The sequence below is a fragment of the Streptomyces sp. SID13726 genome (genome assembly GCF_010548375.1).
Taxonomy (GTDB): Bacteria; Actinomycetota; Actinomycetes; order Streptomycetales; family Streptomycetaceae; genus Streptomyces.
Genome location: NZ_JAAGLY010000073.1, coordinates 1 through 835 on the forward strand (window position 1 = coordinate 1; position 835 = coordinate 835).

At 74.4% G+C, this 835-nt stretch carries 1 pseudogene; it reads left to right on the forward strand.

What is annotated here, in order from left to right:
- Positions 1 to 213 precede the first annotated feature (213 nt).
- Positions 214 to 835: pseudogene (locus tag G3I78_RS46380) on the forward strand (hypothetical protein); the annotation flags it as partial.

An 835-nucleotide genomic window follows, 5' to 3' on the forward strand; every position in this document is an offset into this window, starting at 1 on the left:
TGGGAACCGGCCAACGACGGCGCGGACGGCTGGGATACGGGTAGGGTCTGCCCTGGCGGCGCGCGACCGCCTGACTCCGTGAAGGGGATCTCCGGCCCACGCCCGGTCCCGTAGCCGGACAAGACGTCTTCGACTCCTCGCAGCAGCCGGCATCGACCGCTCTAGACCGTGCGGTGTGCGCGTGGGGCATGCCGTCGTGACTGGAGTTGTCCCATGCCGACGGACTCCCGGGCCCGTGTTCAGGCCGTGCGCGCGGTGATGACGGAGACGGGCCTGCCGTACACCCGCGCCGCTCACCTTCTCGACAGCCGGAGCGGCGACCCCGCCCGCGCCGCCACGTCGAGCGCGGACCGGCTGCAGGTGGTGCCGTTCCTGCTCTCCGCCGTCGTGCCGGCCACCGCCGACCGCGGGGAGCTGGCCCAGGCCCTCGCGGACCACCTCCACACCCTGCACCGCGAGGCCACCGAGGAGACGTACGCGGGGCGCGCGGACGTCATCGTCCCCGCCCAGCCCTGGGTGCCGGAGAAGGACCTGCCCGGGTACGTGGCTGCGCTCTTCGTGGTCCACGCCTGGGCGGTCCGGCCGTGGGAGGCGAAGGATGAGTGGGAGGAGGTCGTCACCGACTTCCACGCGGCTGCCACCAACTGGTTCGTCGCCCGCTACCCGGGCCCGGAGGGCGGACGGCCGGCGGCGCTGCCGATCGGGTGGGGGCAGGCCAAGGCCCTAGCCGAGCGCGCCGAGGTGACCGCGCATACCGTCGGGGAGCACGCCGAGCTCCCGGAGGGCTGGGCGGCGCTGATCGCGGCCCGGACGGCCGAGATGGCGCCTACGGACG